The following is a 25,624-nucleotide window of genomic DNA, read 5'->3' as shown; positions in this document are numbered from 1 at the left end:
AAACTACTGAGTACACAGGTGGGTGAGTATGAGTGGCCGAATTCTGATTGTCGATGATGATCCAGTCCAACGCAGACTTTTGGAAGAAGCTGTAAAGCGGTTCGGCTACAAGTCCCAAACGGCTTCCGATGGCGCTAAGGCACTTGCCTTGCTCAAAGGGGCCAAGGCGACCGAGTTTGATCTTGTCATTCTGGACCTGGTCATGCCGGAGGTGGACGGCATCACTGTGCTCACCGAGCTGCGTGAAGCCAAAAGCAAGATACCCGTCATTGTGCAAACGGCCCATGGCGGCATCGACACGGTTATCAAAGCCATGCGTGCAGGGGCGCAGGACTTCGTCGTGAAGCCTGTAAGCCCAGAGCGACTGGAAGTCTCCATTCGCAACATGCTGAAGGTCTCTGCACTAGAGGATGAGCTCACCCGTATTCATAGCCAGACCACTGGCACACTGACCTTCAACAACATTGTTACCCGCTCCGAAACCATGGACCGCGTTCTGCGGCTAGGGGAGAAAGCGGCATCCTCCACCATCCCTATCCTTATTGAAGGGGAATCCGGTGTTGGTAAGGAATTGATCGCACGCGCCATCCAAGGCACCAGCGACCGCAAGTCAAAACCATTCATCACCGTGAACTGCGGTGCCATCCCCGATCACTTGGTTGAGTCTATTCTCTTCGGCCACGAAAAAGGGGCATTTACAGGCGCGGTTGATCGCCACATCGGCAAATTTCAGGAAGCAAGTGGCGGCACGCTGTTCCTCGATGAAGTCGGTGAGCTTCCCCTCGATGTTCAGGTCAAGCTGCTTCGCGCCCTGCAGGAAGGCGAAGTCGATCCCGTTGGCTCTCGCAAACCGATCAAGGTGGATTTCCGCCTGATCTCTGCCACCAACCGACGCCTGCTGGATCAGGTGAAGGAAGGCAAGTTCCGTGAAGACTTGTATTATCGTCTCAACGTCTTCCCTATCTGGATCCCGCCGCTACGTGACCGTTTGGAAGATATTCCAAGCCTTGTTCGCTACTTTGTCGCCCGCTTTGCTGCGGAAGAAAGCAAGCCGCATGTCACCGGCATTGAACCAAGGGCGGTTCAGATGCTGCAAAGCTATGACTGGCCCGGCAACATCCGCCAGCTGGAAAACGCCGTTTATCGTGCAGTGGTTCTGTGCGATGGCTCTTTGCTGACCTGCGAAGACTTCCCGCAAATCGTGCAGGTCACCGCACCGCCAAAACCGGAAACAGACAGACAGACACTCATCGGCGGCCACGAGATGGGCCGTAGCGGTACCGTGAGCCAGGAAGATCTGCAGGATCAAGAGTTCATCCGCACCGAAGCCCGCAGCGCATTTGACAGCTCAACCGCGCCGTTCGGTTTCATGCGCTCAATTGATGACCATGGTCATGTACGTACGCTTGAAGATGCCGAGCTTGAGCTCATCCGCCTTGCCATCAGCCACTACGGCGGCCGCATGACGGAAGTGGCCAAGAGATTGGGCATTGGGCGCTCAACTCTCTACCGAAAACTCAAGGAATACGGCCTTGATGACAAGAGTGCGGCTTGAAAACTACCCTAACGATAGATTAAAAAAGGGTTTCAACTGGTAATTTCCAGAAAAGTTTGGCCTGTCAATGTGGGGCAACATTGACAGGTGAGTTGCTGAAAAGCGGGACAGTAAATGCAGCGTACAGCAGTAGTTCGGGCGTTGGTGCTGGGCACCACCATTGCGTTGAGCAGCGCAACCACACAGGCGGTTGCAGCAATCGCTGATCATGTCTGGCCTCAGGACAGCACGCATGTGGTCATCATGCAAAGCCCCGTTCAAAAGGCGATCAGACATGCATTCCACGAGAATACTGCCCATCTGAATTTCCGCCAGAAAAGGGATCGTGCCGCTGCCGAACTGTTCTACGAACGCCGGGGCTTTCAGGCCGCCTGGATCCGCAACGGAGAGCTGACGCAAGACGCCAGAGAAATCATCGCGTTCTTGCACCGGGCAGATGAGGATGGTCTCGACCCGGCCAACTATCCCACCCCGCTCGAAACTTTCAATCAAGACCGACTCGCCACCGCTGAGCAAATTGCCCGTGCAGACTTCACTCTGACACAATCAGTGTTGACCTATGCAGAAGATGCTCAGTCAGGCCGCGTTGTTCCAGGCAACATCTCGAAATCCATCAGCGTAGAGCCCTCTCGCCCTGATCCCGTGATGGCATTGGAGAATATCCATCGCACCACTTTGACAGCCCAGGTGATGGCAGCGTTCAACCCACCCCATGCGGGCTATCAAGCGCTAAAGCAGCAACTCAAGCTCCTGCGTGCGCAACAGCATGAAGAACGCGAGGTGGTCGTTGTGCCGGAAGGCAAGCTGCTCAAGCTCGGTTCAACTGGGAAACGTGTGTCGCTTTTGCGCCAACGGTTGGAGGTGTCGGCCCTTTTACCTGAAGACGAGGAACGCTTTACCTCAGAGCTGAAAGAAGCCGTCAAAACCTTTCAGCGCGAGAACGGCCTGAATGATGATGGCGTTGTAGGCCCGCGTACATTGCTGGCAATAAATGCAACGGTTTCAGGCAACCCAATTCATGATGTCATTGCCAACATGGAACGCTGGCGCTGGCTGCCCCGCGATTTGGGCGAAACCCATCTCATGGTCAACATCCCGGAGTTCATGGTTCGTCTGCAACGGGACCAACACACCCTGCATGAAACCCGTGTGGTGGTCGGCAAGAAAAAGCATATGACGCCGATCTTCTCGGACGTCATGAACCACGTGATTGTAAATCCCTATTGGAATGTGCCGTATTCCATCGCGTCCAAGGAGATCTTGCCGGAACTGCGCCGCAACCCGCAGGCCTACCTTATGAGAGGCAACTACGAGATTCTGTCCCGCGGCAAGGTGGTGGACCCAAGCCGTGTTAACTGGGATGGCGTGACCTTCAAGCAACTGCGTATCCGGCAACGCCCAGGCACCGGTAATGCTCTGGGAGACATCAAGTTCATGTTCCCCAACCGACATAACGTTTACTTGCACGATACGCCGTCGAAATCCTTGTTCCGCCGCTCCGCCCGCGCCTTCTCCCATGGCTGCGTACGGGTTCAGAACCCGTTTGAGTTCGCAGACGCGCTGATGGCACAACAACCTTCGCTGACAGGTCACAAGATCAGAAGCATGTTGGGCGGGAAACAGAAGCAGGTAAACCTGGAAAAGACCATCCCAATCCACATCACCTACTTTACGGCATTTGTGGATGAGAACGGCAACCTACAGAGGCGGCCGGATGTTTATGGTCACAACGACAAGACAATTGAGGCACTTGGGCTTTCTCAATAAACTTTATCCACAGAAGCCCACAGACACGACTCAACGTTTACGCTAGGGTATATGTAATAAATATCCACGGCCCGCTGCAATTAGGCCGTTTTTTCTTGGAATGTTGCGCACCGGACACTACTCAAATCTGAAGGCAAACAGGGTAAATGCTCATTAACCTGTCTGCCTTTAAATGAACAGTTGGGGCTAATTGTTCATTTATTCAAACGCAAGAAAGCGAGTTTGATTTGCGTAACCGATCTGCATTCGGGTCTAGGGGTTTTATTGCGAAACTGGGGTGCCAAGCTTTTTTGACGGCCCTGGCGTTTTGCGCGCTCGTTGCAGCCACTGCATCCGATGCCAGCGCGGAAACTCGCAGTCTGAAGCTCTACAATACCCACACCAAAGAACGCGCGGAAATCACCTTCAAAAGAAACGGGCGCTACGTGCAGTCCGGTTTGAAGCAGCTGAACCACTTTCTGCGTGACTGGCGCCGCAACGAACCGACCAACATGGATCCCGAGCTGTTCGATCTGGTTTGGGAGGTCTATCGCAAGGCGCGCACCAATGAGTACATTCACGTTGTCTCCGCCTATCGCTCGTTGAAGACAAACAACATGCTCCGCAGCCGCTCCCGTGGCGTGGCCAAAAACAGCCAGCACACCAAGGGGCATGCCATGGATTTCTTCATCCCTGGCGTCAGCCCGGCGAAGTTGCGCGCCCTCGGGCTGCGCCAGCATGTAGGTGGCGTCGGATACTACCCGCGCTCCAACACCCCATTCGTTCACATGGATACCGGCTCCGTCCGTCACTGGCCGCGCATGTCGCGCCGCGAACTGGCCAAGGTATTCCCGGATGGCAAGACCATTCACGTCCCAAGCGACGGCAAGCCCATGAAGGGGTATCAGGTCGCTCTGGCAGAAATCAAACGCCGTGACAGCGGTGGCAGCCGCACCGCCGTTGCAAGCTCGCGCTCTTCAAGCAGCGAACGCAGCAGTGGGGGTGGCAACTTCTTCGCTCGCCTGTTTACAGATAACGACGAAGACGAGGGCGCTACACCAAGCACTCGGAGCAACAATCCCACACGCGCCGTGGCGAGTGCTCGGCCTGATCCTGTAACTGCTGTTCCCGCGCCCAAGACTGTTGTTGCAGCAGCACCTGCTGTGGCCGAGGCACCGGCACCCGCTAAGCCAGAGCCGACAGCTGAAGAGTTCGCCCTCGCCTCTGCCCTGCCTCACGCCAAGCCGGAGACAGAAATTCCCGCTGAAGCGACGACAGGACTCGCTGAAGCTGCACCGATCACCATTCAGCCGCGCGGCAAGCCAATTCAAGCCATTCAGGTGGCAAGCGCCGAGCCTCAGGTGGCCGTCCCCCTTCCGCGCACACCGCGTGATGCTGTAGATGCGATTGCGGCCCTTGCTGGGGACACCCCAGCCTCCAAGCCGAACAACATCCAGCTTGCGGCCTATGCGCCAACTAATGACGCAGCTCCTAACGGCGCGCTGCCAAAGTCCTCTCTCAATGCGCTATTGCCACCCGCCTCGACAGCGCCGCAAACAACGGCATCCGTTTCCGGCCACATGAAGGACCCTCTGGCAAAGTTCATTGATCGCCCAGCCCCTTCAAAGGCTGTTATGCTCGGACAGGATGAAACAGCCCGCAATTGGCAGCTGGCTTATCTCTATCATCCCAATCAGATGCATCTGGATGGCCTGATCGCACCAGTAAACTCAATCGTCGCCAACGACTTTGCAAAGCGCCCTGCAGCGCAGGTCAATGCGCAGTTCGCAGGCCAGGCGGTGAAGTTCCTCAAGAGAGCCTCTGCGAACTGAGTTGCCGTAAAATTAGTCAAAAAAAACGGCCCCGCGGGGCCGTTTTTTGTATCTTCGTCCTTCGAGCGCGACCTTAGTCAGCCGGCCCCGCCATACCCAGAGCGTGGAGGTAGAGATCCATGATGGCTTCTTCTTCTTCGCGCTCGTGTGGCTTACGCTTCCGCAGGGAAACAATTTTGCGCATGACCTTCACATCAAAGCCATTGCCCTTTGCTTCCGCATAAACGTCCTTGATGTCGTCTGCGATAACCTTCTTTTCTTCCTCAAGTCGCTCGACGCGCTCGATAAAGGCACGCAGCTGGTCTGCAGCAACACCGCCAGTGTCAACCATGCAAGAATCCCCAATGTTGGTCGCTGAAAAATAGTGTGCCCCGTAGCTGCCAGAACTAAGCCATAGGGTCAACAACGCTCTGACCTTCATACCCGAGGTACACAGGTTGTCCCAACTTCATTGCGCCAACGGCTTCAGGCACAAAACAAAGGCATCGGTCCCGCCTAACTCTTTCCTTATAGCTGTGTGGCAAAAGACTCGCCCTACGGCCTCTTGTCCATAACAGCGCCCCCCAAGCCCTCTGGCATTGCAAAGGCGTAGCAGCCAACCGTCACGACAGCATTGCGGAGACCGACGGTTTCGGCTGGCAACCCCAGCCTTCAAAACGCCTCTAACAGCCTCAGCGGAAGTGAGTCGCACAACTAAACCTTTTTTGGCGTTTTCAGCCGAAGAACAGGCCGTTTTCACGCCAAAACGAAATTTCCCGTGACAAATTCGCGCGTTAAGTATTCAAACGCACACAATGGTTCGCTGCCATATTTCGAAAGATGCTGCTGCCACATTTCACCGCCAACGCAAGCAACGTTGACGTAAACTGCCCCGAAACCAACATTGTTTTCCCCCACTCAAAAATTGCAGGTGACTGGTCGGCGCATTAACTGGAAAATCATTGACATCTCACTGCCGCCACATGTCAAAAAAAGAGCGCGAATACACATTAAACACTGTTTAAACTAATTGCTTTGGAGATGAACTTCTTTGACGGCTCGCCACTAGAGCACTGTAAAACCTCACAGTCATCATATATGACAGCGGCTTTTTAGACCAATACCCCAATTTGGTCTGGTTTTTTTATCTTGATCAAGGACCCTCTCCCACAGCATAAATAAGCAGTCGAGACCTCGTTTTCCTGCGGTTCGGTGCAAATGCCACCGCCGCGAATTTAACGAAATTTCGACTGTAAATTGTATGTCCTTGCTTAAAAAATAGTCGCTTGAACCGGGCGAATGAAAAGACATTTTCATGCCTCTTTTGTGTGGCCAAAACGCTCTTATGGTTCTTGCGAAGATCTAGCTGCTCAAGGACCTGTGTCTACCGTCTTGTTTATGGGGCGTGACCCTGCGTGGTCACATTGACAAGGCGCTCAACAATAAGCATTAAACTGCCGATTGTAGCTGTAAAGATTGTTATGAGACTGTCTAAAACCAAACGTTTATCCGGCCTTGCACTGAGCATGTTTGTCGGAGCATTCGAACTCAAGGCTGTCCTACTGGGGGCGATCCTCTTCGTTTTCGCGCCGCCAGCATTTGCTGATCTTCGGTTATGTAACAAGACCGACGACACCGTAAGCATAGCAATCGGGTACCGTGACAGCTCGGAGTGGGTGACTGAAGGCTGGTGGAACCTCTCCAAAAACAGCTGCGAGACCCTCGTTCCGGGTGATCTACAGTCACGATACTATTACATTTACGCTGCAGAAAACGATAAGATCGGCGAATGGGGCGGACAGGCATTCATGTGTGTACGCCAAAAAGAATTCACCATTCGTGGGATCGAAGACTGCGTAGCTCGTGGCTACGAACGCGCAGGCTTCTTTGAAATAGACACAGGCGAACAGAGCAGCTGGACGGTCCAGCTGACTGAACCGACAGAGCAAGGAACAGGTGGACGATGAAGCGCAATAGACGGGTGAAAATCCTCGCAACTCTCGGCCCGTCCTCTTCAGACAAAGAGACGATCAAAAAGCTTTGGCAGGCTGGCGCGGACGTGTTCCGCATCAACATGAGCCACTCCAGTCATGAGATCCTCAACAATCTGGTTGGGCGGATCCGTGAAGTGGAACAGGAAGTCGGTCGCCCAATCGGCATCCTTGCAGACCTTCAAGGTCCAAAACTCCGCGTCGGCACCTTTGAAGGTGATCAGAAGGTAATGCTGGAAAACGGCGCTTCCTTCGTTCTCGACGACGATCCAACTCCAGGCGATGTAACCCGCGTTCATCTGCCTCACCCGGAAATTCTCGGAAGCCTTGAAGTTGGCCACCGCCTGCTGCTCGACGACGGCAAGATCCGCTTGCGCGTCACGAAGGCAGCATCTGACCGCTGTGAAACCACAGTTGAAGTTGGCGGCAAGCTCTCCAACCGCAAGGGCGTCAGCGTTCCTGACACTGAAATCCCTGTTGGTGCGCTCACCGAAAAGGACCGTAAGGACCTTGTTGCAGCACTCGATACCGATGTTGACTGGGTTGCACTGTCCTTCGTACAGCGTCCAGAAGATCTGGCGGAAGTACACAGCGTTGCAAAGGGCAAGGTTGGTGTTCTGGCGAAAATCGAGAAGCCACAGGCTATCGAGCGCCTCGATGAAATCATCGAGCTGTCTGACGCAATCATGATCGCCCGTGGTGACCTTGGTGTAGAAATGCCTCTGGAACAGGTTCCTGGCCTGCAGAAGCGCATGATCCGCGCATGTCGCCGCGCTGGCAAGCCAGTTGTTGTGGCAACCCAGATGCTGGAAAGCATGATCACTGCACCAGTTCCAACGCGCGCAGAAGTGTCCGACGTTGCAACTGCTGTGTTCGAAGGCGCTGACGCCGTGATGCTCTCTGCAGAATCTGCAGCCGGAGACTTCCCGGTTGAAGCGGTTTCCACCATGAACCGCATCGCAGAAGAAGTTGAGCAGGACAGCCTGTACCGTGGGATCATCCACGCACAGCGCACCGAGCCAGAAGCAACCGGCGCTGACGCAATCACAGCTGCAGCAAGCCAAGTGGCTGAAACGCTCGATCTCGCTGCAATCGTTTGCTACACGGCTTCCGGCGGAACCGCACTGCGCGCTTCTCGTGAGCGTCCAGAAAAGCCAATCATTGCCTTCTCTCCGGACAAGCGTATTGTACGTCGCCTGACCATCGGTTGGGGCCTGCACTGCGTGGCCAACGAAGATGCAAGCAACGAAGAAACCATGATCGACCGTGCATGTCAGCTCGCTCGCCAGGAAGGCGTAGCAGTTGAAGGTCAGCGTATTATCGTTTCCGCAGGTGTTCCATTCGGCACCCCAGGTTCCACCAATATGCTGCGCATCGCTTTTGTAGGCGACGAGAAATAATATTTTTGATCTGAATTTTAATCGGTTTAGATCGACGAAAGGCCCGCAGTTCTGCTGTGGGCCTTTTGGTTTTCACTCACGAGTCTTGCGTTGAGATTGCAGTCTTCATTGAACGCGACACCAAACAACAAATGCCGCAGAACACAACAGGACGCCAGAGGCGCCCCTGGAGAGCACCTTAAGATCGTCAGATCTCGTCGGCTTCCATTTCCAGTTTCAGCTCCCTGACAGCCTCCTGAGCGCTTTCCAGCATAGGATTGATGGAAAGAACATGCTCATAGACTTCCAGCGCCTTCTTGTCTTGCTCCATCCTGCGCAAGATCATCCCCAGACCGGTCAAAGCGGGGAAGTGGCGAGGCTCCAGCCGGAGCACCTGTTCGATGTCAGACAGCGACTGGCCGAAGTCTTCACGCAGGTAATGCACGGTCGCCCTTCGGTTCCAGCCCTCTGCATAGGCAGGGCGCAGTCGAACAACAGCATCCAGCAGATCAAGCGCTAACCCATACTGCTCCAACCGCATCGCCTGGGAGGCACGGTGCATGAGAAGGTCCACCGTATGGCTACCGGAAAGCAGCATCAGCTGCTGAATGCGCGCTGACAACACACGCGCCTCATCCACATCGGTCGCTTGTCCAAGCTCCACAAACAACTTGTCCAGCGCACCGCCATGGGCACGTGAGGCTTCATCCTCCGACCCGGACTGACTGCCGCCATATGCATCGCCGTCCGGCAACTCATCGGCCTCGGGAAAACTCTCCAAATCGTCCATGGAGGGCGGATCCAAGTTTGGGTCGGTCAGCTGAACGGGAACAAAAAAATGTTTTGAAGCGAAGGAGGCAGGTTGAGACTGCGCCAGAGAATCGGTGAAGGACTGCTGGAAGGCACATTCACCAGCTGTGGCCACGGTCAGACTTGAAACTGAGATCAGGGCTGCAAGGCAGCAACCTGAATACGCAAAAAGCCGCATTCCAGAAGACTACACTTCCGAAATGCGGCAATCAACTCTTAGAATTGGCACCGGGCATATAGCCCGAAACCCTTAACCCTGACGTGCTTTAAAGCGAGGGTTCTTCTTGTTGATGATGTAAACGCGACCGCGACGGCGAACCATACGGTTATCACGATGACGGCCTGCGAGTGCCTTAAGAGAATTCTTAATCTTCATTGTCCTGTCCCCGGTCGGGATATTGCCTTTTCGGGATCCTGACCTAGCACGATCCGCCAACGAAAAAAGACGTAAGAACGCCTTCGGTGAAACCCCTTACAGTCATCCGCGCCAAATCTCAATCTCTTGAGCTGCGCAGGTATGAACTTTTAGGGCAAGTCCGCTAGAATTGAGAAATCAACTCTGGCGAAGAATGGTGGGCGTGACAAGGATCGAACTTGTGACCCCTACGATGTCAACGTAGTGCTCTCCCGCTGAGCTACACGCCCTAAACTCTTCAAGACCTCCTGGAGGCCTGCCCAACAGCGTCACCGCTGCGGTGGAAAGGCGTATAAGAGGAATCTCGGGACCACGCAAGGTCTAATTTCAATTTCTGGCTTCATTTCCACACGGGTGGGGAAAATTCAGGCCGCCAGCATACGCTCCACTTCCTGAACCAAATCACGGAGATGGAAGGGTTTTGACAGCACCTTTGCATCCTTAGGCGCCTTTGAATCAGGGTTGAGCGCGACAGCGGCAAATCCGGTGATGAACATGACCTTCAGGTCCGGATCCAGCTGTGTTGCCTTGCGCGCCAGCTCAATGCCGTCCATCTCGGGCATCACGATGTCCGTCACCAACAACGCGAACGGTTCTTCCCGAATCCGCTCATATGCACTCATGCCGTTATCGAAGGACACAACGTCGTGGCCCGCCTTTTCCAACGCTTTGGCCAAAAATCGGCGCATATCATTATCATCTTCTGCAAGCAGGATTCGTGACATGGGTGTCAACCGTTTCGCTCCAAGACCTTTTTAGGCCTACCAATCACTGGATTGGCGGCACATACTTCCAATTCCTATAACATTTTACTGGACTCAAGAAATACTGAGTTCAGAGAACGACTGGAACTTCTCGTGTGGACACTACATAGTCTGTGCTGAGAAAATCAATAGAGTAAGGAGCTCAAGGCTTGGGAGAGATTTTCGAAGACCACCATATGCGCCTCGTTCAGGGCTACGCTGATACGGGCAACGCCCACGCCTTCGTACCTCCTTTCACTATTGAGAACGCAATGGAACCCAAGGTTCCTTTTGTGTTCAATTCGCCCCACTCGGGGCGCAACTACCGCGTTGACTTTGTTAATTCTTCTCGCCTTGACCAGCGTGAAATTCGCAGTTCGGAAGATGCCTTTGTGGATCATCTCTACAAGGACGCCGTCAGCCTTGGCGCGCCATTCATCGCTGCTAATTTTCCGCGGGTTTACCTTGATGTGAATCGGGAGCCTTACGAGCTCGATCCCAAGATGTTCGAGGGCAAGCTTCCAAGCTACGTCAACACGCGCTCACTGCGCGTAGCTGGCGGCTTGGGCACCATCGCGCGCATTGTCAACGACAACAAGGAAATCTATCGGCACCGCATTCCCATGGAAGAGGGCATGGAGCGTATTGAGACGCTCTATCGCCCCTATCACATGGCTGTACGCAGCACCCTTGCTCGCGTGCGCCAGCTCTATGGTGCCGCCATACTCATTGACTGTCACTCCATGCCTTCCACAACTCATGCCAACGGCAACATGGTCAAGACCGACTTCATTCTCGGAGATCGGTTTGGGTCCAGTTGTGATCCAGCGATCACGGAGCGCGCCACGGAAATCCTGGAAACCATGGGCTTTTCCGTCAGCCGCAACCTACCCTATGCAGGCGGCTTCATTACTGAACATTATGGCCGTCCGGACCGCAACGTTCATGCACTGCAAATCGAGATCAACCGAGGCCTGTACATGGACGAAAAAACGCTCACCCCAAAACCGCATTTTTCCGCGGTTCGTCGCAGTCTTGGCTTGTTCGTTCGAGAACTGACCCGGCTCGACGCCGGGGAACTCGGTGCCCATCCACTGGCTGCGGAGTAGACAAAAAAAGGCCGCCAACAACGGCGGCCTTAAGTCTAGGGAGGAAACGCCCAAGGAGGGCGGTGCGCAACCAAGCTGATTGCACTGCACAATATCAACATTGCATCGCAGCAAAGTCAATTAGAACCTAAGGAGAACCCCTAATTCCGCGGGGTTCCTCGCCGCCGCTGAGACGCACGCTATGCACCCGGCCACTACCGTGAAACCTTTGGCACATCAATGGCTTTTCCACAAAACGTGATTGTTAAGGCCGGGCAACCCCGCTAGGCTGCGCTTCACGTTCACCAGCCCAAAGTGCGCCTTATGACCCAACAAAACACAAAAGACCTGACAGAGTTTCTGCACCAGCTTGCCGACGCTGCCGACAAGGAAACACTGAAGCACTTTCGCTCCGCATATGAAGTCGACAACAAGCTTGAGGGCGGATTTGATCCGGTAACAATCGCCGACAAGGCCGCAGAAGAAGCCATCCGCGCCCTGATTGCAGCGCATTATCCGGATCACGGGATCATTGGCGAAGAGCATGGCCGCGTTCAGGACACAGCGGAAAACGTCTGGGTGCTGGATCCCGTTGATGGCACGCGCGCCTTCATCACCGGAATTCCGCTTTGGGGCTCCCTCGTAGGCCTGCGCACCAATGGCGAGCCGGCGCTTGGCATGCTAAGCCAACCTTACAACGCAGAGCGCTACTGGGGCACGGGAGAGGCTTCTTGGTACCGAGGCCCATTGGGCAGTCGAAAGCTGAGCACACGCGCTTGCGAAGACATCAGCAGCGCCATCATGATGACAACCACACCCGCCCTCTTCACCACAACAGAGCGCCCCTACTTTGATGCCATTGAGGAAGAAGCACGCCTCATCCGATACGGCACAGACTGTTATGGCTACGCCATGGTTGCTGCGGGCCAATGTGACGCGGTCATTGAGAGTGGGCTTCAGATCTACGACATCCTGCCCCTGATCCCGATCATTGAGGGTGCTGGCGGCGTTGTCACCAACTGGACAGGCGGAAAGGCGAGTGAAGGAGGCCGGGTGCTGGCCTCTGGCGATCCACGCCTCCACGACAAGCTTCTGAAACGCCTTAGCGACGTCCCGCCGGAAGCATGATCACGCGCTTCCCGGAATAAACGCATCGAACGCGGCCCAGAACTGCTCACGGTAGGGGTCGCGTTCCATCAAAATCTCATGGTTCGCGCCGCGGATTTCAATGTGGCCCATCACGGGAGCCGTCCTGCACAATGCGTCTGTTGCGCTCGATGAAACAACCTTGTCTGCACCTGCCGTAAGCACCAGAGAAGGTAACGCAAAGTCCAATCCAAAATTCGGTTTTTGGAACTTTTTCAGTGCTCTGCTGACGGTCCAAAACCAGCCAAGTGTTGGCGAGCCCAACTGTAGATCCGGAAACTCGGCCAAATACTTCTGCCCGCGCTCAAAGCGGGTGCGGTCCGCAGTAAGCACATTGCCTTCATAGGCGTCAGGCTGCCAGTTCTTGCCGCCGGGAACATAGTATCCCCCCATGCCGACCGCGACCAACCCGACCGCAAGCGCCCGGGCCATGGAAAGCAGCGCGGGGTTCATGGGCAGCTCGACGAATGGAGACGACAGCACCGCTCGATCGATCTTCGTGCGCAGACGTTGGTTTGCGGTCATGACAATGGCTGCGCCGGTTGAATGCGCCAGCAAATAGTGCGGTCCTGGCAGGTCAGACAGCGCCAGGTTGTCGAGCACCGCATGCAGATCGTCCACATAGCGCTGCAAGCTGCTGACGTGCCCCTTGTGCCGGTTCTTGAGGAGGCGATCCGAACCGCCCTGTCCGCGCAGATCGTAGGTTAGAACGAAAAAACCTCGAGAACGCAGCTCTTCAATTGTTTCAAAGTACTTCTCAATGAACTCTGCACGGCCCTGAACAAGGGTCACCGTTCCCTTAATGCCGTTGCCGGTGGGTGCCCACCTGGCCCATCGCAGCTGGATGCCATCATCCATCTTCAAAAGGCCCGAAGTCGCCCCTTCCGGCACTGCAATGCCGTCAATCGAGTAAAGCTGCATAAATGCCCCGCCACACCACACGTGAAGTTTAGGTGATAGCCCCGCTACGAGCGCAGGTGCAACCCATAATCAATAGGGATGCACCCTCTTTAGCGCATACATCCATGGGTTTCAGCGCCACCGCCCGCGTACCTTGTAGCGCAGAATTTCGCCATGGTAGGCACTCACGACAAGGCGGACTTTTTGACGGTGGTGGTTACGCGCAAAAAACACATACCTGTCTCCGCGATCGCGGACGAACTCAATTTTCCGAAACCCTTTATGGCGTAGGCTGCGGCGTACTTCCTTCCGGCTCATCCGGCATCCGTAGGGGTTATGCACCTTGTGTACCTGATGGATCAGGTGCTGCGGCGCTGCATATCCGGCCGGGCCGTTCCCCGTGGTGACAACCCAGTTTCCTGCCTGTGCTGAGGCGCCAGAAAAAGCCAGCCCCATCAAGAGTGCACCAGCAGCTACGGTCATTTTGGTCTTAAGCATGGCGATCCTCCGATCCGTTGTTGATCAATGATGGAATCACCATAGCCAGGTCCGCCTGAACCCGTTCCGAAGCGCTTGTTCATGGATCATTCACCTAATTGGCAAGGCGCGTTCACTACGAATCTGAAAGGTATGAAGTCCCCCTCTTGAAACCCAATTGTGCCTAACTATCTCTAGTTCACAGGCGCCAATACGGGCCTGCATTAAACCGCAGTCATCGCCATAACGGGTTGATTGCAAATATGAAACGCGGATCGTGCGCGCATGCGGCGACCCATGTCCGTTGCTCGAAAGAGGACAAGATTATGCGTCATTTTGATTTGAGCCCACTCTATCGTTCCACCGTCGGTTTTGACCGCCTGTTTTCCATGCTGGACACAGCGACAGGTGAACAGAGCTCAGCCTATCCCCCATACAACATTGAGCGCACCGGCGAGAACGCCTACCGGATTACTATGGCCGTCGCGGGCTTCACTGAGGAAGAACTCAGCATCGAAGCCAAGGAGCACGCACTCACCATCTCTGGTGAAAAAGCACCAGAAGCTGATGATCGGGAAGTTCTATATCGGGGCATCGCCTCGCGCGCTTTTGAACGTCGCTTCCAAATTGCTGAGTATGTGAAAGTAGTCGGCGCTTCTTTGGAACACGGCCTTTTGCATATCGATCTTGTTCGTGAGCTCCCAGAGGCGATGAAGCCACGAAAGATCGACATCAAGACAGCTCCGCGCGATGAAGTGAAGCAGATCGAAGGCAGTCCTGCGAACACATCGCACTAACAACCGTTCCCAAGTCTGACTTCCTCCCCCAATTGGTCAGACCTCTCCGAAGCGCCCCGTATTCTCCCCTGCGGGGCGCTTTCCCCCTCCCGACTTTCCAACAAAAAACGGCCCCATAAGGGACCGTTTTTTTGCGTAACGAATGCAATCCGCTACAGCAAGCTGATGAACTCGTCGACCATACCGGTCGTTGTCGCAAAGCTTGTTACCAGGCGGATCATCTGGCGGTCCTCCGGCAAGCCTTCCGCTGGCCACTCATAGAATCCCGCGCCAGCCTTTTGAAGCTCAGCGGCTTTGGCTCGGCTTATGATTGGGAACACCTCGTTCGCTTGTGGCCAAACCGGCAGATCAACACCGTCTGCAGCCTTCAGGCCTTCAGCAAGACGCGCGGCCATAGCGTTGGCATGGCGCGCTGTTTGTAACCAGTTGTCGTCCTCGAAATAACCTTCAAACTGTGCGGAGATAAAGCGGCTCTTTGAGAAAAGCTGGGCCGACCGCTTACGCAGATACTCAAAACCTGCGCCATCCTGCGGATTGAAAAACACCACCGCTTCAGCGCACCAACACCCGTTCTTGGTTGCGCCGAAAGAGAGCACATCCACGCCCTGCTTCCAGGTCATTTCCGCTGGGCTGATGTCCAATGACACCAGTGCATTGGCAAAGCGGGCACCATCCATGTGTAAAGGCAGACCGCGGCTCTTGGCCACTTCATTAATCGCAGCGATTTCCGACGGGGTATATAGCGTTCCGATTTCGGTCGCCTGGGTAATGGAAACCGCAGAGGCCTGACCGTGGTGCACCACGCCCTCAGGAATGGCTGTCAGCGCCTTTGCTAAAGAGGCCGCATTGATCTTGCCATGTTCACCTGCAATGCCGAACAGCTTGTTGCCACCAGTCGTGAACTCAGGGGCCCCGCACTCATCCACCACGATATGCGATTCCTCGTGGCAGAAAACGGCTCCACCCGGCTTGGCATAATTAGCCAAGGCAAGAGAGTTGGCTGCTGTTCCGGTGGAAACCAGAAAAACGGCCACTTCGCGCTCAAAAACCTCGTTGAACTTCGCTTCAATGGAGCGGCTCAGCGGATCCACACCGTAAGCAGGCGCAAATCCACTCGTATGGCGGGCCAAAGCCGCCATCACGGCGTCCGTGGCACCAGCCCAGTTATCACTCGAAAAGATCATGACCTACGCATACCAGCGTTGGTGCGCGAGGCAAGCCAAATCTTGCACTCTGAGGCCATCATTAGGCCAGTTTTTCAGTAGGTTGCGTCCGTTTGCCCAGTAGGCCATCAACAGACAACAAACCCGGGCCGCGAATGACGAGATAAAGCAGCAGGAAGCCCCACATGACACGCTGATCGGCAATCACGCTGTTTGGCGCGTTGTCAAAGAAACCGCCAATGGTGCCCATGTCCACATGATGGCCCGTGATGTCCACATAGGTCATCACAATAAGGAACCCGATCATGGCCAGACTGGCTCCGCGCGTGAAGAGCCCGATCACCACCAGCACTGGCAGGACAAACTCGGCCCACGTTCCCATGAGGACGATCAGACCATATGGAAAGAAAGCAATCTGGCTCACATCATATCCGGCTGCTTCGGTGATTTGAGGCAGGATCTGCGCATAAGCCCCCGTTGTGGGAGTGAGAAACCCGAGAAGACCATCACTGATCTTGGTCAGTGCAGAGTTCCAGAAGTAGCCAAACAGCACACTGGCAAACACCACACGCGCCAAAAGCCCAAGGAACCAATCGCCTGCAGCGCGCTCAATCGCACCAAAAATACCCGTGTAGATGCTCACCAAGGGTGAGATGATTCCAGACATAATGCCCTCCTGCGATTATGCGTTAAGTATCAGCCATCAGGACCTGAGCGAGCGCGCCCGTCTGAAGTAGTGACGACAGACAACTTCCGAGATCAAACCCCGGAAACTGTGAGAGACCGGCTTCTGCGGCTGCACCAAGGGAAACGCCTTGTTTCAACTGCTCAAAAAGAAAGAGGGTCTCAGGTGAAACCTGCTCAACAACAACATGCATGCCGGGGCGCACCACAAGCACGCCTTGGCCGCCGCCCGCCACCGGGGTGGCAGCAGCCCCATCACGGTTCACCTTGAAGATTTCATAGATTGGAAACTGTGAGATCACCGAGGACGCGGTTGGATGCACCTTAAATCTCACTTCATTGAGGCGTTCACCTGCCACCTCTTTCAACTGCTCGGCAGCGGTCACCGCCAGTTCTGCGCCATGGTAGGCCTTCAGCCATACCCACTCCAAAGAGGCAACATCACCAAGATAGGGGTAGTCAGCCAAAGGCGGGAAACTCCGCACGAACTCTGGAAAGTCTGCTCCATACTCAGAAAGAACAGGCTGGGTGGGCGGCGATTGCCGAACAAACTCCACCGCAAGTGCCTTGAAGTATTCCTCACCTAGCAAACGTTGAATCGCGGGGAAATTAGCGGCAAGCGCGGCACTCAGGCTGCTCAAGACGTTGTTTCTGTAAACCTCAAACCGGCGTTGCGACGTTTCACCGTCCCGTCCAACAAGGCCGGTTGGCACCAAGAAGTCTGAACGCGTCAAATTTCCGGAGAAGGACGCAAGCACCTGCTCAGCTGACCTGGGCATAGGACGCTCCCTGCTTCTGGCGCTGGGTCAAAATGGCTTGAGCCCGTTGGGCTTCGGCATAAAGCACTTCCCAAGCGGGCACCTCGGCATCCCACTCGATCAAGGTCGGCACGGCACCAACGCGGTCGATCACAGCACGGTAGAGATGCCAAACCGGATCGGCAACTTCGCGGTCATGTGCATCTATGAGCAGAGGATGGCCTTGCTCATCTTCATCCGGGGCGTGACCGCCCAGATGTATTTCGCCCACATGTTCAACGGGAAACGACGCCAGATACTCCGAAGCGGATCGGCCCGAGTTGGTGGCCGACACAAAAACATTGTTTACATCAAGCAGCAAACCGCAGCCGGTCTTGTCGACCACGCGCATCAGGAAGTCGGTTTCCTCTATGACGCTGTCTTCAAAAAGGACATAGGTGGATGGATTTTCCAGCAGCATTTGTCGGCCCAGCACCTGCTGTACCTCATCAATGTGGTCAGCAACACGCTGAAAGGTCTCTTCCGTGTAAGGCAGCGGCAACAAGTCATTGTAATAGGCTGGCTGATGCGAAGACCAAGCCAGATGCTCACTGAACAAGCCCGGCTGATAACGGTCGTGAACCTGCTTCACCCGTTGCAAATGGTCTTTGTTGAGGGGCTGCATGCCGCCAATGGACAGACCAACACCGTGAAGCGAGATCGGGTAGCGCGCACGGATGGCCTCCAGATAGGCGTGCGGAGGTCCGCCAGCCCCCATGTAGTTCTCGGCATGGACCTCAAAGAAACCCAGGGCCGGTTTCGTCTCCAGAATCTGGGCATAGTGGTCGGCTTTCAAGCCGAGCCCCGCGCCCGCAGGAACTGTCGCGCTGATTCTTTCGCTCTGAGACATGAGACCCTCCGGTGTTCAAAGAGGCTCCGGAGGCAGCCGCCCATCATCACGACAACCGCCTCGAAGCATCGCTAGTGACTATGCCTCTGGATTATCGCGATCCAACTCGGTCAGTGACCCCTGGCGGCCGCCCGGCAGTTCCATGGTTTCGCAAGTGCCCTTTGGAACCAGCGTCCATGCATTGCCTTGGTAGTCAACGGTGGATGTCCCTGCGCAGGTGGTACCAGCACCGGCCTTACAGTCGTTTTCGCCAGCCAAAGAAACGCCGTAGCACTTTTCTTTTGCCTGAGCATACGCCGCAGTCGGCGCGTTTACGGAAATGACGGCAGCAGCAACCGCGCCAGCCAGAACTGCTGCGGATACACCTTTATTGCTCATGGGGGTTCTCCTAGTTAATCTTGTCGGATCGCAGGAAGATCTTTCCCGCTCGCAACTGGACTGTGACGAAGTTCCCGCTCAACAGGAAATCAAAGGCCCGTTACAATCACTTGAGCGGACGCAGAAAAGAAAGTTCTTCGCACGCGTGAGCAGCCTTTAGAAAGATTGTTGCGATTATCTTTAGCCGCCAATGCGAATTCGACAAATTCGGCAAAAACATTGAAAGAACTGCAACCTTTGGGCAGAACTTCTTGCTTGCTCTAGATTAAGAAATCTGGCATCTTTCGCCAGCTTCGGATAGGACAGGACTACTGTCCCTTATAATGTAGCGTCACACGCTGCTCACGTTTTCTTGAGAAAACTGAATGCGCTATATTTAATGAAGCATAAAACCAGAGAGGGAACTGAGAAAAAGTTCCTGCAGGCCGACATATCGCAATGCGTTATAGTTGGCTAAGCGTTAAGAGGTCGGAGGCAACTCCGTATCAGGGTGTCCCTACAACAGCGTAGAGGAACGCTCTTCATTCGACAGATCCGTGGCACAAGTGCCTGGGCTTCGAACGAGCCGCGTCATTGGAGTACGCGACCCGAACGATAGACCTGACTCTGCTTGCGCAGAGAGTGACTGAAAGTGAGGCCGATTATGGCGAGGACAGGAGGACAGACGGTGCATATTAGTGGGGGCCAGAAAACAGTGACCCGTGCCACAACAGGCACAGTTAAGGACACTCTCCGCACTGCCGCCGAGAAGGGCCTTTATAACCCAGCCAAGGAACACGACGCCTGCGGTGTTGGCTTCATTGCCAACATGAAGGGTGTGAAGTCCCATCACGTTGTAAAGAGCGGTCTTCAGATCGTTGAGAACTTGACCCACCGTGGCGCTGTAGGTGCCGATCCGCTCATGGGCGACGGTGCAGGTATGCTCACACAGATCCCGCACGACTTTTTCAAGGAAGAAGCAGAAAAGCTCGGCTTCAAGCTACCAGACGCAGATAAATACGGCGTTGGCTTCTTCTTCCTGCCGCAAGATGATGCTCTGCGCGCCAAGTGCGAGGGAATTATTGCCGACTGCGCAGCCAAGGAAGGACTGACGATCCTCGGGTGGCGCGATGTTCCGGTCGACAACTCTTCTCTTTCCAAAGCGCCAGACATTGCCGCAACAGAGCCGGTCTCCCGCCAGCTGTTCGTCACCTCCGAGGATGTTGACACAGACGACATGGCTCTGGAGCGTCGCCTGTTCATTGCCCGAAAGGTGATCTCCAACCAGGTGCGCGCCCAATCCGATGCTGTAGACAAAGGCTTCTACATTGTGTCGTTCTCTAGCCGCACCATCGTTTATAAGGGCATGTTCCTGGCCTACCAGCTGGGCGCTTACTATGATGACCTGCGCGATGAGCGTTTCACGTCTGCTCTCGCACTGGTGCACCAACGTTTTTCAACCAATACCTTCCCGTCTTGGGATCTGGCCCACCCATACCGGATGGTTGCCCACAACGGTGAAATCAACACCTTGCGTGGCAACGTAAACTGGATGGCAGCGCGTCAGGCTTCCGTGTCATCGCCCAAGTTCGGTGACGACATTTCCAAGCTCTGGCCGATCTCCTACGAGGGTCAGTCCGATACGGCGTGCTTTGACAACGCGCTCGAGTTCCTCGTGATGGGTGGCTACTCCCTGTCTCATGCAGCGATGATGCTGATCCCTGAGGCTTGGGCTGGCAATCCGTTGATGGACGAGAACCGCCGCTCGTTCTACCAGTACCACGCGGCACTGATGGAGCCATGGGATGGCCCTGCCGCTGTTGCATTTACCGATGGCCGCCAGATCGGCGCCATGCTGGACCGTAACGGCCTGCGCCCTGCTCGCTATATCGTGACTGATGACGATTTTGTTGTGATGTCCTCAGAGGTTGGCGTACTGGACATTCCTGAAGAAAAGGTCGTTCAGAAATGGCGGCTTCAGCCAGGCAAGATGCTGCTGATCGACCTTGAAAAAGGTTGCATCATCTCTGATGAAGACATCAAGCGCGAGCTTTCTACGGCGAACCCGTATAAAGACTGGGTTCACCGCACGCAGATCGTACTAGAGGACCTGCCAGCAGTACGCGAACGCGCCCCTGTCGCGGGTGAAACCCTGCTCGATCGTCAGCAAGCTTTCGGCTACACGCAGGAAGACATCAAGCTGCTCATGCAGCCGATGGCGACAGTCGGTCAGGAAGCGCTTGGCTCCATGGGCACGGACACACCCGTCTCTGTGCTCTCTGACAAGTCAAAACTGCTTTACACCTATTTCAAGCAGAACTTCGCGCAGGTGACCAACCCGCCGATCGACCCGATCCGTGAAGAACTGGTGATGAGCCTAGTCTCGTTCATTGGCCCGCGCCCGAATCTGTTCGATCTGGAAGGCCTTGCCACCTCCAAGCGCTTGGAAGTGCGTCAGCCGATCCTCACCAATGCAGATCTTGAAAAGATCCGTGCCATTGGCGACATGGCCGACAATCAGTTCCAAACCAAAACGCTGGACATCACCTACTCCACCGACAACGGTGCGGAAGGGATGGAAAAGGCGCTGGAGCGCCTTTGTGAGCGCGCTGAAGAAGCCGTTCACAACGGCTACAACATCATCATTCTGTCAGACCGTGTGGTTTCACGCGCGCGTCTGGCAATCCCAGCCCTGCTCGCAACCGCAGCGGTTCATAACCACCTGATCCGCAAGGGTCTGCGCACTTCCGTTGGCATTGTGGTGGAAACCGGTGAAGCACGTGAAGTACACCACTTCTGCGTTCTGGCTGGCTACGGTGCAGAGGCAATCAACCCTTACCTCGCCTTCGAAACTCTGCGCTCCATGCACTCCGAGATGCATTTCCCGGAAGAGGTGGACGAGTTCGAAGTCGTTGAACGCTATATCAAGTCCATCAACAAAGGCATGCTGAAAGTCATGTCGAAGATGGGCATCTCCACCTATCAGTCCTACTGCGGCGCGCAGATCTTTGACGCCGTTGGCCTGAACTCTGCTTTCGTCGAAAAGTACTTCTTCGGCACCGCCACCACCATCGAAGGCATCGGCCTTCAGGAAGTGGCTGAAGAAACCGTCATGCGTCAGCGCGCTGCGTTCGATGACATTCCGGTTCTGCGCCGTTCTCTGGACGTTGGCGGGGACTACAACTATCGCGTTCGCGGTGAAAACCACATGTGGACCCCAGACAGCATCGCAACGTTGCAGCATGCGGTTCGCAACAACTTGCCGGAAAAGTACCTCGAGTTTGCAAAGCAGATTAACGAGGAAACCGGCCGCTACACCATTCGCGGCATGTTCCGCATCAAGACCGCTGAGGAGCTGGGCCGTCGCCCAATCAACGTTGACGAGGTGGAAGCTGCCCACGACATCGTTAAGCGTTTCTCCACCGGTGCCATGTCGTTCGGCTCCATCTCCCGCGAAGCACACAGCTCGCTGGCAGTGGCCATGAACAGGCTAGGCGGCAAGTCAAACACCGGTGAAGGCGGCGAAGAGCCTGAGCGCTTCACCCCACTGCCGGACGGCTCTCCAAACCCAGAGCGCTCTGCCATCAAGCAGGTCGCTTCCGGCCGCTTTGGCGTGACCGCCGAATATCTGGTCAACTCCGACATGATCCAGATCAAGGTGGCGCAAGGCGCGAAGCCGGGTGAAGGTGGGCAGTTGCCGGGCCACAAGGTCGATGCTGTCATTGCGAAGGTGCGTCACTCAACACCTGGCGTTGGTCTGATTTCCCCACCACCGCACCACGACATTTATTCGATCGAAGATCTGGCTCAGCTGATTTACGACCTCAAGAACGTGAATCCGACTGCAGACATCTCGGTCAAGCTGGTTTCAGAAGTGGGTGTCGGCACCGTTGCAGCAGGTGTGGCAAAGGCACGTGCGGACCACATCACCGTTTCCGGTTATGACGGCGGTACAGGAGCATCCCCGCTGACCTCCATCAAACATGCCGGTTCGCCATGGGAAATGGGCCTTGCAGAAACCCAGCAGACACTGGTTCTGAACGGCCTGCGCTCTCGTGTGGCCCTTCAGGTGGATGGCGGTCTGCGCACTGGCCGAGACGTTCTCATTGGTGCTCTTCTCGGTGCTGATGAGTACGGTTTCTCCACGGCACCGCTTATCGCAGCAGGCTGCTTGATGATGCGCAAGTGTCATCTCAACACCTGTCCGGTCGGCATTGCAACGCAGGACCCCGTTCTGCGCAAGCGCTTCAAGGGCACTCCAGAGCACGTGATCAATTACTTCTTCTACGTTGCAGAAGAGTTGCGTTCCCTGCTTGCTGCCCTCGGCTATCGCTCGCTCGACGAGATCATCGGTCGTTCCGATATTCTCGACAAGCGCGATGCCATTGACCATTGGAAGGCAAAGGGCCTCGACTTCTCACGCCTGTTCTACCGTCCTGATGCGACACCGGAACAGAGCCGTTGGAGCGAAACCCAGAGCCACCCGATTGAGGACATTCTGGACCGCAAGCTGATCGCCAATGCAGCCGCGGCGCTGGAAACAAAGGAAGCCGTCAGCTTCCCGGCCGAAATCCGCAGTGTAGACCGCTCAGCTGGCGCAATGCTCTCCGGTGAAGTGGCCAAGCGCTATGGTGCGAAGGGTCTGAAGGACGACACCATTCACATTTCCCTGTCAGGTACGGCTGGCCAGGCATTTGGTGCATTCCTGTCTAAAGGCATAACCATGGATCTGCAGGGCGATGCCAATGACTACGTTGGCAAGGGCCTGTGTGGTGGCCGCATCATTGTACGCCCACCAGAAGATACACGCATCATTCCTGAAAACTCCATCATCGTGGGCAACACTGTGCTCTACGGTGCAACTGGAGGCGAGGTATACTTCCGGGGTGTTGCCGGTGAGCGTTTTGCGGTTCGAAACTCCGGCGCGACCGCCGTTGTGGAGGGCGTTGGCGACCACGGCTGTGAGTACATGACCGGCGGTGTGGTTGTCGTTCTTGGTCAGACCGGCCGCAACTTCGCTGCGGGCATGTCCGGCGGCGTGGCCTATGTTCTGGACGAAGACAACGCCTTCGCTTCGCGCTGTAATCTGGCGATGGTCGACATCGAACCAGTGACAGAGGAAGACGACCTGCTTGAAAAACTCCACCATCACGGCGGTGACATCGAGCACAAGGGCCGGGTGGACATTTCAGCGGACATGACGCGTCACGACGATGAGCGTCTGCGCGGCGTCCTTGAGAACCACGTGAAGTACACCGGTTCATCCAAAGCCAAGGAGATCCTCGACAACTGGCAGGAATGGCGTCCAAAATTTGTGAAGGTCATGCCTGTTGAATACCGCCGCGCGCTCAAGGAAATGGAAGCAGCGCGTATGGGTCTGGCAGCAGCGGAATAAGGGAAGACAATGGGAAAAGTAACTGGCTTTTTGGAGATCGATCGGCAGGAGCAAAAGTACCAGCCGGCATCGGACCGCATTCGTCACTTCCGCGAATTCACCGTTCCACTTCCTGAACAGGAAGTGGGCCGTCAGGCTGCGCGCTGCATGGATTGCGGTATTCCGTTCTGTCACGGCCCCACCGGCTGCCCTGTAAACAACCAGATTCCGGACTGGAACGACCTTGTTTACAACGGTGAGTGGGAAGAGGCAGCTCGCAACCTGCATTCCACCAACAACTTCCCGGAGTTCACCGGTCGCATCTGTCCGGCACCTTGCGAAGAAGCGTGCACCTTGAACCTTGAAGACGTCCCGGTCTCAATCAAGACCGTGGAACAGGCCATCGCCGACCGTGCCTACAAGGAAGGCTGGATCAAGCCAGAACCGGCAGCCCACAAGACCGGCAAGACTGTCGCCATCATCGGCTCCGGTCCTGCAGGTATGGCCGCAGGTCAACAGCTTGCACGTGCAGGCCACACCGTGCACATTTATGAACGCGAGCCCCGCGCAGGCGGCCTGATGCGCTACGGTATTCCTGACTTCAAGATGGAAAAGCACTACATCGATCGCCGTGTCGAGCAGATGGAAGCGGAAGGCGTTGTCTTCCACTACAACTGCGAGATCGGCAAGGATGTAACGCTCGAAGAACTCCACGACCGTCATGATGCAACCTTGCTGTGTGCCGGTGCAGAGCGCCCACGTGACCCACAGATTCCTGGAATGGATCTGAACGGGGCCATGTACGCAATGCCATTCCTCGTTCAGCAGAACCGCCGTGTTGGTGGTGAGGACGTCTCCCACGAGACCCCGTACTGGGCTGGCGGCAAGCATGTGGTGGTTGTCGGTGGTGGTGATACCGCATCAGACTGTGTGGGCACCTCTTTCCGACAGGGCGCCCTGTCAGTAACGCAAATGGACATCCGCCCGGTTCCTCCGGTCAAGGAAGACAAGTTTGCGTTCTGGCCGTACTGGCCGACCAAGTTCCGCACCTCCTCCTCTCAGGCGGAAGGCGCAGAACGTGAGTTTCAGGCCGCAACGCTGGAGATCATCGGCGATGAGGATGGCAACGTCACCGGTGTAAAGTGCGCCCGCGTTGACGAAAAGCGCGCGCCAATTGAAGGCACTGAATTCATCCTCAAGGCAGACCTTGTGCTGGCAGCGATCGGCTTCTCAGGACCTGAGCTGAACACCTACATCAAGGAAGCCGGAGACAAGTTGGAGCTGGATGCACGCACCAACGTGAAAGCCAACACGGAAGACTACAAGACCAGCATTCCGGGTCTGTTCGCCGCTGGCGATGTCCGCAAAGGACAGTCTTTGGTGGTTTGGGCGATCCGCGAAGGCCGCCAGGCTGCTCGCTCCATCGACGAGTTCCTGACAGGATCATCCGATCTGCCGCGCTGAGCACGGCACCAGACCAGACATGCAAAAAAGGGCGCTTGGGTTCTTCCCAGCGCCCTTTTCAATTGCCGAAGCGTCGA

21 protein-coding genes and 1 tRNA gene are annotated in these 25,624 nt (G+C 55.6%); 10 read left to right on the top strand and 12 right to left on the bottom strand.

The window, feature by feature from the left end; genetic code table 11:
* Positions 1-28 precede the first annotated feature (28 nt).
* The 3 genes from PUV47_RS18170 (at position 29) to PUV47_RS18160 (ending at position 5,133) form a co-directional block, all read left to right on the top strand.
* Positions 29-1,555 (top strand): sigma-54-dependent transcriptional regulator, encoded by a 1,527-nt coding sequence (locus PUV47_RS18170; RefSeq protein WP_274220014.1) that lies wholly within the window; start codon positions 29-31, stop codon positions 1,553-1,555.
* A 114-nt stretch (positions 1,556-1,669) separates the two neighbouring features.
* Positions 1,670-3,322 carry a L,D-transpeptidase family protein gene (locus PUV47_RS18165; protein WP_274220013.1) on the top strand — a complete coding sequence of 551 codons (1,653 nt, stop codon included), beginning with the start codon at positions 1,670-1,672 and terminating at the stop codon, positions 3,320-3,322.
* A gap of 290 nt (positions 3,323-3,612) precedes the next feature.
* Positions 3,613-5,133: a DUF882 domain-containing protein gene (locus tag PUV47_RS18160; RefSeq protein ID WP_274220012.1), complete on the top strand. Its 1,521-nt coding sequence runs from the start codon at positions 3,613-3,615 to the stop codon at positions 5,131-5,133.
* A gap of 73 nt (positions 5,134-5,206) precedes the next feature.
* Here PUV47_RS18160 and PUV47_RS18155 read toward each other — a convergent pair whose 3' ends face one another.
* Entirely contained in the window at positions 5,207-5,464 is a 258-nt protein-coding gene (locus PUV47_RS18155; protein ID WP_274220011.1) for a DUF2312 domain-containing protein, read from the bottom strand.
* Positions 5,465-6,593: 1,129 nt separating this feature from the next.
* Between PUV47_RS18155 and PUV47_RS18150 the strand changes: the two genes are divergently transcribed.
* On the top strand, positions 6,594-7,079 hold the full coding sequence (locus PUV47_RS18150) for a DUF1036 domain-containing protein (protein WP_413697826.1): 486 nt from the start codon (positions 6,594-6,596) through the stop codon (positions 7,077-7,079).
* A complete protein-coding gene (gene pyk, locus PUV47_RS18145; protein WP_274220010.1) occupies positions 7,076-8,503 on the top strand; it encodes a pyruvate kinase in 1,428 nt (475 codons plus the stop codon). Before PUV47_RS18150 ends, pyk begins: the two co-directional genes overlap by 4 nt.
* A 187-nt stretch (positions 8,504-8,690) precedes the next feature.
* On the opposite strand, the gene PUV47_RS18140 is transcribed toward pyk, so the two are convergent.
* The 4 genes from PUV47_RS18140 to cpdR form a co-directional block, all read right to left on the bottom strand.
* Positions 8,691-9,470: a tetratricopeptide repeat protein gene (locus PUV47_RS18140; RefSeq protein ID WP_274220009.1), complete on the bottom strand. Its 780-nt coding sequence runs from the start codon at positions 9,468-9,470 to the stop codon at positions 8,691-8,693.
* Between the two features lie 72 nt (positions 9,471-9,542).
* Complete coding sequence (ykgO, locus tag PUV47_RS18135) at positions 9,543-9,668, bottom strand: type B 50S ribosomal protein L36 (RefSeq protein ID WP_274220008.1); 126 nt, start codon at positions 9,666-9,668, stop codon at positions 9,543-9,545.
* A gap of 194 nt (positions 9,669-9,862) precedes the next feature.
* Positions 9,863-9,937: transfer RNA gene (locus PUV47_RS18130), tRNA-Val, on the bottom strand.
* Positions 9,938-10,072: 135 nt separating this feature from the next.
* Complete coding sequence (gene cpdR, locus PUV47_RS18125) at positions 10,073-10,432, bottom strand: cell cycle two-component system response regulator CpdR (protein ID WP_274220007.1); 360 nt, start codon at positions 10,430-10,432, stop codon at positions 10,073-10,075.
* Positions 10,433-10,647: 215 nt separating this feature from the next.
* Between cpdR and PUV47_RS18120 the strand changes: the two genes are divergently transcribed.
* Complete coding sequence (locus PUV47_RS18120; RefSeq protein ID WP_425313791.1) at positions 10,648-11,559, top strand: N-formylglutamate amidohydrolase; 912 nt, start codon at positions 10,648-10,650, stop codon at positions 11,557-11,559.
* Positions 11,560-11,862: 303 nt separating this feature from the next.
* Positions 11,863-12,666 carry a histidinol-phosphatase gene (gene hisN / locus PUV47_RS18115; protein WP_274220006.1) on the top strand — a complete coding sequence of 268 codons (804 nt, stop codon included), beginning with the start codon at positions 11,863-11,865 and terminating at the stop codon, positions 12,664-12,666.
* Here the strand turns inward: hisN and PUV47_RS18110 are convergent, their stop codons facing one another.
* The gene (locus PUV47_RS18110) at positions 12,667-13,605 is read right to left on the bottom strand and encodes an alpha/beta fold hydrolase (RefSeq protein ID WP_274220005.1); all 939 of its coding nucleotides are present in this window, start codon (positions 13,603-13,605) and stop codon (positions 12,667-12,669) included. It abuts the gene before it with no gap.
* A gap of 111 nt (positions 13,606-13,716) precedes the next feature.
* Entirely contained in the window at positions 13,717-14,082 is a 366-nt protein-coding gene (locus PUV47_RS18105; protein ID WP_274220004.1) for a hypothetical protein, read from the bottom strand.
* A 305-nt stretch (positions 14,083-14,387) separates the two neighbouring features.
* On the opposite strand from PUV47_RS18105, the gene PUV47_RS18100 reads away from it, so the two are divergent.
* A complete protein-coding gene (locus PUV47_RS18100; RefSeq protein ID WP_274220003.1) occupies positions 14,388-14,858 on the top strand; it encodes an Hsp20 family protein in 471 nt (156 codons plus the stop codon).
* Between the two features lie 152 nt (positions 14,859-15,010).
* Here PUV47_RS18100 and PUV47_RS18095 read toward each other — a convergent pair whose 3' ends face one another.
* From PUV47_RS18095 to PUV47_RS18075, 5 genes are all read right to left on the bottom strand, one after another.
* The gene (locus tag PUV47_RS18095) at positions 15,011-16,042 is read right to left on the bottom strand and encodes a threonine aldolase family protein (RefSeq protein ID WP_274220002.1); all 1,032 of its coding nucleotides are present in this window, start codon (positions 16,040-16,042) and stop codon (positions 15,011-15,013) included.
* Between the two features lie 61 nt (positions 16,043-16,103).
* Positions 16,104-16,688 (bottom strand): DoxX family protein, encoded by a 585-nt coding sequence (locus PUV47_RS18090; RefSeq protein ID WP_274220001.1) that lies wholly within the window; start codon positions 16,686-16,688, stop codon positions 16,104-16,106.
* A 22-nt stretch (positions 16,689-16,710) separates the two neighbouring features.
* Positions 16,711-17,484 (bottom strand): DNA-binding domain-containing protein, encoded by a 774-nt coding sequence (locus PUV47_RS18085; RefSeq protein ID WP_274220000.1) that lies wholly within the window; start codon positions 17,482-17,484, stop codon positions 16,711-16,713.
* On the bottom strand, positions 17,468-18,352 hold the full coding sequence (locus PUV47_RS18080; protein WP_274219999.1) for a DUF692 domain-containing protein: 885 nt from the start codon (positions 18,350-18,352) through the stop codon (positions 17,468-17,470). Before PUV47_RS18080 ends, PUV47_RS18085 begins: the two co-directional genes overlap by 17 nt.
* Before the next feature lie 78 nt (positions 18,353-18,430).
* On the bottom strand, positions 18,431-18,730 hold the full coding sequence (locus PUV47_RS18075; RefSeq protein WP_274219998.1) for a DUF2282 domain-containing protein: 300 nt from the start codon (positions 18,728-18,730) through the stop codon (positions 18,431-18,433).
* Positions 18,731-19,373: 643 nt separating this feature from the next.
* Here PUV47_RS18075 and gltB point away from each other — a divergent pair.
* Both gltB and PUV47_RS18065 read left to right on the top strand, forming a co-directional pair.
* Complete coding sequence (gene gltB / locus PUV47_RS18070; protein WP_274219997.1) at positions 19,374-24,104, top strand: glutamate synthase large subunit; 4,731 nt, start codon at positions 19,374-19,376, stop codon at positions 24,102-24,104.
* A gap of 9 nt (positions 24,105-24,113) precedes the next feature.
* The gene (locus tag PUV47_RS18065; protein WP_274219996.1) at positions 24,114-25,547 is read left to right on the top strand and encodes a glutamate synthase subunit beta; all 1,434 of its coding nucleotides are present in this window, start codon (positions 24,114-24,116) and stop codon (positions 25,545-25,547) included.
* The last annotated feature ends 77 nt before the right edge of the window (positions 25,548-25,624 follow it).

It is taken from the genome of Pseudovibrio exalbescens, assembly GCF_028737195.1.
In the GTDB taxonomy this organism is placed as follows: Bacteria; Pseudomonadota; Alphaproteobacteria; order Rhizobiales; family Stappiaceae; genus Pseudovibrio; species Pseudovibrio zosterae.
Note: the sequence above shows the minus strand (reverse complement) of the source record. Positions and strands in the feature narration are given on the sequence as shown.

Coding starts and splice junctions, on each gene's coding strand:
- PUV47_RS18110 (WP_274220005.1), bottom strand. CDS start 13,605: ATGCAGCTTTACTCGATTGACGGCATTGCAGTGCCGGAAGGGGCGACT.
- PUV47_RS18065 (WP_274219996.1), top strand. CDS start 24,114: ATGGGAAAAGTAACTGGCTTTTTGGAGATCGATCGGCAGGAGCAAAAG.
- PUV47_RS18140 (WP_274220009.1), bottom strand. CDS start 9,470: ATGCGGCTTTTTGCGTATTCAGGTTGCTGCCTTGCAGCCCTGATCTCA.
- PUV47_RS18080 (WP_274219999.1), bottom strand. CDS start 18,352: ATGTCTCAGAGCGAAAGAATCAGCGCGACAGTTCCTGCGGGCGCGGGG.
- gltB (WP_274219997.1), top strand. CDS start 19,374: ATGGCGAGGACAGGAGGACAGACGGTGCATATTAGTGGGGGCCAGAAA.
- PUV47_RS18085 (WP_274220000.1), bottom strand. CDS start 17,484: ATGCCCAGGTCAGCTGAGCAGGTGCTTGCGTCCTTCTCCGGAAATTTG.
- cpdR (WP_274220007.1), bottom strand. CDS start 10,432: ATGTCACGAATCCTGCTTGCAGAAGATGATAATGATATGCGCCGATTT.
- hisN (WP_274220006.1), top strand. CDS start 11,863: ATGACCCAACAAAACACAAAAGACCTGACAGAGTTTCTGCACCAGCTT.
- PUV47_RS18105 (WP_274220004.1), bottom strand. CDS start 14,082: ATGCTTAAGACCAAAATGACCGTAGCTGCTGGTGCACTCTTGATGGGG.
- PUV47_RS18165 (WP_274220013.1), top strand. CDS start 1,670: ATGCAGCGTACAGCAGTAGTTCGGGCGTTGGTGCTGGGCACCACCATT.
- PUV47_RS18095 (WP_274220002.1), bottom strand. CDS start 16,042: ATGATCTTTTCGAGTGATAACTGGGCTGGTGCCACGGACGCCGTGATG.
- pyk (WP_274220010.1), top strand. CDS start 7,076: ATGAAGCGCAATAGACGGGTGAAAATCCTCGCAACTCTCGGCCCGTCC.
- PUV47_RS18170 (WP_274220014.1), top strand. CDS start 29: ATGAGTGGCCGAATTCTGATTGTCGATGATGATCCAGTCCAACGCAGA.
- PUV47_RS18075 (WP_274219998.1), bottom strand. CDS start 18,730: ATGAGCAATAAAGGTGTATCCGCAGCAGTTCTGGCTGGCGCGGTTGCT.
- PUV47_RS18150 (WP_413697826.1), top strand. CDS start 6,594: ATGAGACTGTCTAAAACCAAACGTTTATCCGGCCTTGCACTGAGCATG.
- PUV47_RS18090 (WP_274220001.1), bottom strand. CDS start 16,688: ATGTCTGGAATCATCTCACCCTTGGTGAGCATCTACACGGGTATTTTT.
- PUV47_RS18155 (WP_274220011.1), bottom strand. CDS start 5,464: ATGGTTGACACTGGCGGTGTTGCTGCAGACCAGCTGCGTGCCTTTATC.
- ykgO (WP_274220008.1), bottom strand. CDS start 9,668: ATGAAGATTAAGAATTCTCTTAAGGCACTCGCAGGCCGTCATCGTGAT.
- PUV47_RS18120 (WP_425313791.1), top strand. CDS start 10,648: ATGCGCCTCGTTCAGGGCTACGCTGATACGGGCAACGCCCACGCCTTC.
- PUV47_RS18100 (WP_274220003.1), top strand. CDS start 14,388: ATGCGTCATTTTGATTTGAGCCCACTCTATCGTTCCACCGTCGGTTTT.